The sequence below is a fragment of the Fusobacterium sp. FSA-380-WT-3A genome, from assembly GCF_012843705.1.
Classification (GTDB): Bacteria; Fusobacteriota; Fusobacteriia; order Fusobacteriales; family Fusobacteriaceae; genus Fusobacterium_B.
In genome coordinates, this window is sequence record NZ_JABAFQ010000028.1 from 1 (window position 1) to 8,281 (window position 8,281).

Consider the following 8,281-nt stretch of genomic DNA (forward strand, 5'->3'; position numbering starts at 1 on the left):
GCCATTCCATATTTTTCAGCTTCTAAAATAAGTTCAAAATCATCAAGAGCTCTGTTAAAAGCTGAAGGTTCAGTATGCGTATGTAAATCATATGCTCCTTTCATTAATTCTTTAGCTATTTCTTGAAAATTTTTTTCCATTATTAATTCTCATCTCCCTTTTTTATCCAGAAATAACACTAGGTAAAAAAGTTATAAACATTGGAACATATGCAAAAAGTAATACTAATAAAATCTCTAAGATTAAAAATGGTAAAACTCCTTTTACTATTTTATCAAATTTTAATCCCGTGATAGAACAAGCTGTAAACAAATTATATCCAAAAGGTGGAGTTACATAACCTATAACTAAATTTATAACAAATATTACCCCTAAATGAAGAGGATCCCATCCTAATTGTATTCCTAAAGGAACAATAATAGGAGCTATTATAATTATAGCTGCTACTGTATCTATTAAAGCTCCAACAAAAAATAAAAGTAACATTAGAATTAACATATAGTTATATTTATTAGAAATAAATATACTTAAAAATTCTATTATTGTTGTTGAAACTTTAGTAACAGACATTATCCAAGAAAGTAAATTAGCTGCTGCTATTATAAAATTAACCATTGCTGCTGTTTCCATAGATTTTACTAAAATACGAGGTAAATCTTTTATTTTTATTTCTCTATAAATAACTAATCCTACTATCAAAGCATAAGCTACTCCTATAGCCGCTGCTTCTGTTGGAGTAAAAATTCCTCCATAAATTCCCCCTAAAATTATGATAGGAATCAATAAAGCCCCTGAAGCTGACCAAGTATTTTTCAAAAATTCTTTTAAAGAAAATTTAATTTTATTTTCATTTGATAAAGAAAATCTTCTACTTAATATCATATTAAGAATAATAAGAAAAAATGTTATAACTAGTCCTGGAATAATTCCGGCAATAAACATTTTGGGAATAGATAAATTCATAGTTACACCATAAATTATCATAGGAATACTTGGAGGAATAATTGGCCCTAATGCCCCAGAAGCAGCTACTAATCCAGCTGCTGACTCTTTAGGATATCCTTTATTTACTAAAGAAGGAATCATAATTCCACCAATAGCAGCTACTGTAGCTGGTCCTGATCCTGTTAAAGCAGCAAATAAAGCACATGAAACAACGGTTACTATTCCTAAACCACCTGGCAACCATCCTACTAAACTTTCTGCCCATTTTACCATTCTTCTTGAAATTCCACCACTATCCATTATTTCTCCAACTAAAATAAATAAAGGAACAGCTAATAATGGAAAAGAATCTAAACCACTAACTATTCTTTGAACTACTAAAGTAAGAGGTTTCATTCCAGTAGCTGATAAAAATATCATTCCAGAACCCAATATAGAAAATGCTACTGGAACACTTAAAAAAATCATAATTAACATTAAAAGAAAAGTTATTCCAATCATTGTACCACCTTATCTTCTTTCAAAATTAATATATTACTAATAGTATATAAAATCATAAAAAAACTAGATACTGGAACAGAGGCATTTATTAAAGACATACTTATTTTCATAGCAGCACTAGTTTGAGATACTGTTTTTAATGTCACTTCAAAACCATAAATAAATAAAATTAAAGATACTATTAAAATAACTACTTGAACAAAAAATTGTACTTTTATATATTTCTTATTTGATAATTTATCTGTTATAGCTGTTACAGTAGCATGACTTTTCTTCTTTACACACAAAACAGCCCCTAATAAATTAGTCCAAATAAAAGAGTACCTTGCTAATTCTTCTGTCCAAGTAAAAGCACTATTTAATACATATCTTGTAAATACTTGTAATACACAAGAAAAAATTAATATACTAAAAAATATTACTATAAAAAAGTTTAAAATAATATCTATTTTAACTGTAATCTTTTTTAAATTGTTTATCATTTCTATCACCTAGTATTAATTGTTCTTTAACTCTTTTAAAAGATCTTCAACATATGTACCACCTATATAAGAACTTTGTTTCATATAAAAATCTCCTAAAATATTTTGGAAAGATTTAATATCAACATCTCTAATTATTGTCATTCCTTGCTCTTTCATTTTTTGTAAAAGAACTTGTTCAACTTCTTGATTGTGTTGTCTACATAATTTTCCAGCTTCTTTTGAAGAATCAGATATTATTTGTTTTTGTTGATCATCTAAACCATTCCATACATCTAATGACATACACATAACTAATGGAGAATAAAAATGTCCTGTAAGACTTAAATATTTAGCTATTTCAGGAAATCCATTAGAATAAATAACACTAATAGGAATATCTAAACCATCTATTGTTTTTTGTTGTAATCCAGTTATGGTTTCTGACCATGCCATAGGAACAGCATTAGTTTTTAAAGCATTATATGTCTCTATATATGTATTAGTTTCCATACAACGAATTTTAAGTCCTCTAAAATCTTCTGGTTTTTTTACTCCTCTATTCATTGTTACTAAATGCCTAAATCCACCTTCTCCCCAAGATAAAGCTTTAACCTTTTTATTTTCATATTCATTTAGTACTCTAGTTCCTAAATCACTATCTAATATTTTTGCAGCTGTATTAGAGTCTTTAAATATAAATGGCAAATCAAATACTCCAGAAGCATTAACAAAATTACTAGCATATGCATTAGTCATGATGGCCATATCAACTGTTCCAAGTTGCATTCCTTCAAACATTTCTCTCTCTTACCCTAACTGTCCTCCAGCTAAAACATCTATTTTTATATTTCCTTTACTTTTTTCTTCAACTAAACGAGCAAACTCAGTAGCAAAAACATAATAAGGATCATCTGGATTAATTGCTGTTGTAAAACCAATTTGTAATGTTTTTGTTTTAGGTTTTCCACAAGAAACAAAACATCCAATTATAATGAAACAAAATAAAAATCCTTTCAATAAAAATTTTAAACTTCTTTTCATAAGAATCCTCCTTTAAACATTATTTAATTTTTTATGATACCAATTGTACTATTTTTTTTTTTTTGTCAATAAATAAAACAAAAAATATTCGAAAATAAAAAGAGGATTTATTAATAAATCCTCTTTAATTATTATTCTTTAATAGTAAACTATTCTAAAAAACTTTAATTATTCACTTTTAAATTTAAACAATAAAATTAAAATTTTTAACTCTTCAATTATGCTAATTCTTCTCTAACTACATCAGCTATTTCACTAGCTATTCTTTCTACCATTTCTTTTTCTTTACCTTCTACCATAACTCTTACGATAGGCTCAGTACCAGAAGTTCTTACTAGGATTCTTCCTTTATCTCCCATTTCAACTTCTTTTTCACTAATAACATCTTTTATTTTCTTATTTCCACTCCAAGAATTTTTCTTACTATTATCTCCAACTCTTACATTGATTAAAGTTTGAGGCCAATCTTTTATATCTTTTACTATTTCATCTAAAGATTTTCCAGCATCTCTTAGAGTTTCAACAAGTTTTAATGAAGTTTGAATTCCATCTCCTGTAGTTCCATAGTCAAGCATTATAATATGTCCTGATTGTTCTCCACCTAGATTTAATCCTTGTAACTTCATTTTTTCAAGAACATATCTATCTCCTACATTAGCTCTTACTAAAACTATTCCATTTTTATTTAAGTAAGCTTCTAATCCCATATTACTCATAACTGTTGTTACAACTCTATTATCATTTAATAGATTTTTCTTTTTCATCTCTACAGCCAAAGTAGCTATAACTTTATCTCCGTCTACTATATTTCCATTTCTATCAACAGCTATTAATCTATCAGCATCTCCATCATAAGCCAAACCTAAATCAGCTTCATATCCTACCACTACTTTTGATAAAATTTCTGGGTGAGTAGAACCACATTTTACATTGATATTTTTTCCATTAGGAGCGTCATTTATTACTACAATTTCAGCTCCTAAAGATAAAAATACATCTTTAGCTGCTCTATAGGCCGAACCATTAGCTGCATCTAGTATGATTTTCATTCCAGAAAAATCTCCACTTACTATTGATTTTAAATGGTCTCTATATAGGAAATAATCATCTTGAGCGTATTTGAATTTTCCTAATTCATCTCCAGCTATTGGATTTTTTATAATTTCCTCTAAATTATCCATATAACTTTCTAATTCTTCTTCTACAACATCTGGTAATTTACAACCATCTTTTCCAAAAATTTTAATTCCATTATCTTTGGCTGGGTTGTGAGAAGCTGATATCATTATTCCAGCTTCAGCCTCTTTTATTTGAGTGATATAAGCTACTCCAGGAGTTGGGATAACTCCAACAAAGTCTATATTAATTCCCATTGAGTTTAATCCAGCTGTTAAAGCTGACCTTAACATATATCCTGATATTCTTGTATCAGACCCCATTATAACTTTTAATTTTTTCTTTTCAGGGTTTTCTTTTTTTAAGTAATATCCTAAAGCATAACCAAGTCTCATAGCCTTGTCAGCTGTTAATTCTCTATTGGCTTCCCCTCTCATTCCATCAGTTCCAAAATACTTTCTCATTCTTTCTCACTCCTTCTAAGCAATAATTTTTCTCCTATAACCCCTGTTACACTACCAGATATACAACCTAAGGCTAAAAAGAAAATCACAAATAAAATTATATATCTTGAATTGATATTTATATTTCTAAATAATAAAAAATATACTACAATTAACTGTATTATATTGTGTACCAAAGCTGATGCCATACTTATAGAAACAAGAGATAGTTTATTTCTAAATTTATATAAAAATATCATTATTCCTAAACTAGTAACTCCAGAAATAAAACTTATTAAAAACCCTGGAGTAAACAATGTTCCAAGCATCAACCCTTGAATTATTATTCTAAGAATAACTACTTCAATAGCCATTTTTTTATCAAATTTTTCTAAGGCTATAATCCCCCCAATATTTGCCAATCCTATTTTTAACCAAGGAAATGGCTTTGGGATAAGTGTTTCTGCCAATGAAAGATATAGAGACAATAAAATTAATAATATTAGATATTTTTCTCTTCTTATATCTTGTTTTGTTTTCTCCATAGACTTCTCCATTATCTATTCCAACACATTATAATTGCTGCTTCCCCTGTATCTTTATAGTAATTTTTTCTTTTACCAACTTCTACAAAAAAATTTTCTTTATAGAAAGATATTGCTGTCATATTATTTTCCCTAACTTCTAAAAAAATATCCTTCTCCATTTTTTTCATTTCTTTTATTAATAGTGTCCCTATCCCTCTTTTTCTAGCTTCAGGGATTACTCCTATCTTCATTATTTCTAATGATTCACTATTGTCAAAAATTATTATATAACCAAGAATCTTTCCATCTTCCTTAGCAGAGATAAATTTATACATACTTTTATTTTCTAGCATTTCCTCTATCTCTTTTTTAGAATAAGAGCTAAACTTAAATATCTCTTTTTCTAATCTAGCTATATCTTCACAGCTATTTTCATAATCTAATATCAACATCTACATCTCCATTACTTTAATAGTTTGATTTTATTTAGAGGCCAAAATCTTACAAAAGCTTTTCCTCTTATTCTATCCTCTTTTACGAATCCCCACATTCTTGAGTCATAGCTACCATTAGTATTATCCCCTAAAGCTAAATAATAATCATCTTCTAATGTTAATTTTATAGTTTCTCCTTTCATTAGTGAATCTAATATATCTTTATTATGGATTAAATCAAGTATCATACCTGTTTCTTTTCCATTAACTAAAAACTTTATTATTGGTAAAGCTTGTTTTACTTCTCCTGGATTTTCTAATAATATCTCCTGTAATTTTGCAACATTTATATTTCTAGCCATATAAGCCTCATTATAATTCATTCCAGGAATAATCTCTACCTTATCACCTTTTTTAGGTATTACCCAAACATTATTTCCAAGTTCTCCCAATGGTGAATATTTTCTACTCTCAATCATCTTTCCATCAACATATAAATGATTATTTTTTATCTGTACAGTTTCACCTGGTAATCCCATAACTCTTTTTGTATAAAGTACTTTATTTTGGATAGGCTCTTTAAACACAATAATTTCTTCTCTTTTAGGAGCTCTAAATTTATAGCTTATCATATTTCCAAAAAGTCTATCTTTTGGCATTATTGTTGGCTCCATAGACCCTGTTGGTACCATAAAATTTCCAATATAAAATCTTTGAATAATAAGTACTAATATAATAGCTGTAGCTATTGATTCTATTCCATTAAATACTGTAAATACTTTTTTTCTTGAAGATTCTCTCTCTATCCCACAAATATTACAAAATCCATTGGATACTTTCTCTACATATCCCTTTATTTTATTAGATAATTGCTTCTCTTTCACAAAAATATATATAAAAAACGCTGTAAGAATTATATAAAATACTATATTAAATACAAAATTTTCTCTACTCACTTTTTTATCTCCTTTATCAATATATATCTATTTCTTATTATTTTTTCATATTTACAATTTCTATTACTTATAAAATTTTATACTTTTCCCATATCTAAATATTTTTTTCATTATTTTTATTTTACTTTATCTATGTGGCACTAATATATAAATACCTAAATTTTTTATCTAACTTTTTTCAATCTCAAAACCTTACTATCCATTAAGTTTTATATTTCAATTATTTCCTAATACATTTTCTATTATTTTTATTTTACACTTTCTATTTGACTCAATATATACTCAACTAAATTTTTATCTAGTTTTTCTCAAGTCTAAATTTCTATATAAAATTTTCTAATTATAATTTATTTTTTCCTCAATAAACTATTTTATTTGTTCTATCTATTTTTACTATTGTTATATAAGACATTATTTAAAACCTTTTTGTCAACAATTTATTATTTCTTTTAATCGGTTTTTATAGAAACATCAATCCATAAACCCTATTTCTTAGTTTATTTTGATTAATCCTCATTATTTTAAATAACACCCTCTATTGATTTTACATCTCCTAATATATCTACAGAACTTTGTTTTTCACAATTTCATCAAACATATACAGTATTTTATCATAATTTTTTATAATCTTCAATTTTAAAGATATTATATTTTTTACTCTTTTTCTATTTTCTTTTTATATCTTATACAACTTTTCTATCATAAATTCAATTGGATATTTATTTTTTATTTATCTAATTTACAATTTCTATATTTTAATTTATTATTCTTTCTATAATTTTCTTCTTATTAACTTTATTTATCTGATTCTAAATTTTTCTTTTATAGTTCTTTTAACTTTTTTATTAATCAACTTCAGCGAAAAAATAAATTTCTATATTTAATATAAAACCCCAGCTATTATATTTTTATAAATTCTAAATCCTTGACTTTTACTCTTTTGTATCCTATTTTTTATATTCATTAAATATCACATTTCCAAAAATAATTATTTTATCAATTAATATTTTTAAATTTTATTCTATTACTGTTTTCAATATACTCTAATTTTTTTATCTAATTATTTTTAATAAAGACTTTTTATAAAAATTATTATCATCTTAAAAAATCTATCATTAAAATTTCATTTTTATTATTTCTTAATTTTAATAACTTTTTTATCTCTTATTATCTTTTTTACTTATGATTTACATATCTCCAATATTTCTCAAACTATTTTCATTAAAAATTTATTCTTACTATTCTTTAATTTTATTATTTTTTTATCTTTCTAATTCTTTCTTATGATTTATATATTTCTAATATATTTTCAAACTATCTTCATCAAAAATTTATTCTCGCTATTTTTTAATTTTATTAATTATATCCTCTTATACTATATTTCTCTCTATTTTCTTTAAATGTTTTTATTATTTCTTTAATTTTAGATATATTTATATTTTTATAATAAATTTTATATCTTTGTAATCATGATATAAACTTATTTTAATTTTTAAAATTATAAAAGACTTTAATAAATTTATTTCAAATTATTTAATTACTACATAATGTATCCCATTTATTTTCTTTATATAAAATTTAATTATTCATTTAATTTTAAAATATTTTTTAATAACTATTTAAAATTTTAGTTATTCTTCTTCACTTTTACATTAAAATAATTAATTTCTGTCTTTTTTTATTATTAATTCATTTTTTCTTTTTCTATTCAAAATATCATTTTTATTTCTAATTATTTTTTATTAGAATAATTAAATTATACATATTCTCTTAAAATAAAAAAACAACCTATTTCTAGGTTGTTATTCTTCAAATGGCGCTTCTTGCTGGACTCGAACCAGCGACAACACGATT

Annotated in this window: 9 protein-coding genes; all 9 read right to left on the minus strand. The window is 25.2% G+C overall.

The features are described 5' to 3' along the window. Positions 1 to 140, minus strand: a 140-nt coding sequence (locus HF862_RS10210; RefSeq protein ID WP_370456862.1) for a DUF6282 family protein, incomplete at its 3' end; no start/stop codon positions are given. A gap of 22 nt (positions 141 to 162) precedes the next feature. After that, positions 163 to 1,446 (minus strand): TRAP transporter large permease, encoded by a 1,284-nt coding sequence (locus tag HF862_RS09805; protein ID WP_170187682.1) that lies wholly within the window; start codon positions 1,444 to 1,446, stop codon positions 163 to 165. Next, the gene (locus tag HF862_RS09810) at positions 1,443 to 1,928 is read right to left on the minus strand and encodes a TRAP transporter small permease (RefSeq protein WP_170187683.1); all 486 of its coding nucleotides are present in this window, start codon (positions 1,926 to 1,928) and stop codon (positions 1,443 to 1,445) included. The genes HF862_RS09805 and HF862_RS09810 overlap by 4 nt, the downstream gene beginning before the upstream one ends. A 15-nt stretch (positions 1,929 to 1,943) precedes the next feature. After that, positions 1,944 to 2,708: a TRAP transporter substrate-binding protein gene (locus HF862_RS09815; protein WP_206039082.1), complete on the minus strand. Its 765-nt coding sequence runs from the start codon at positions 2,706 to 2,708 to the stop codon at positions 1,944 to 1,946. A gap of 9 nt (positions 2,709 to 2,717) precedes the next feature. Further along, positions 2,718 to 2,951, minus strand: coding sequence for a hypothetical protein (locus tag HF862_RS09960; protein WP_206039083.1), 234 nt, complete (start codon positions 2,949 to 2,951; stop codon positions 2,718 to 2,720). Positions 2,952 to 3,169: 218 nt separating this feature from the next. Continuing rightward, on the minus strand, positions 3,170 to 4,531 hold the full coding sequence (gene glmM, locus HF862_RS09820; RefSeq protein ID WP_170187684.1) for a phosphoglucosamine mutase: 1,362 nt from the start codon (positions 4,529 to 4,531) through the stop codon (positions 3,170 to 3,172). Continuing rightward, entirely contained in the window at positions 4,528 to 5,055 is a 528-nt protein-coding gene (locus HF862_RS09825; RefSeq protein ID WP_027128570.1) for a Gx transporter family protein, read from the minus strand. The genes glmM and HF862_RS09825 overlap by 4 nt, the downstream gene beginning before the upstream one ends. Before the next feature lie 11 nt (positions 5,056 to 5,066). Continuing rightward, positions 5,067 to 5,489: a ribosomal protein S18-alanine N-acetyltransferase gene (gene rimI / locus HF862_RS09830; RefSeq protein ID WP_027128569.1), complete on the minus strand. Its 423-nt coding sequence runs from the start codon at positions 5,487 to 5,489 to the stop codon at positions 5,067 to 5,069. Between the two features lie 11 nt (positions 5,490 to 5,500). Then, positions 5,501 to 6,427 carry a signal peptidase I gene (gene lepB, locus HF862_RS09835; protein WP_170187685.1) on the minus strand — a complete coding sequence of 309 codons (927 nt, stop codon included), beginning with the start codon at positions 6,425 to 6,427 and terminating at the stop codon, positions 5,501 to 5,503. Positions 6,428 to 8,281: the final 1,854 nt, after the last annotated feature.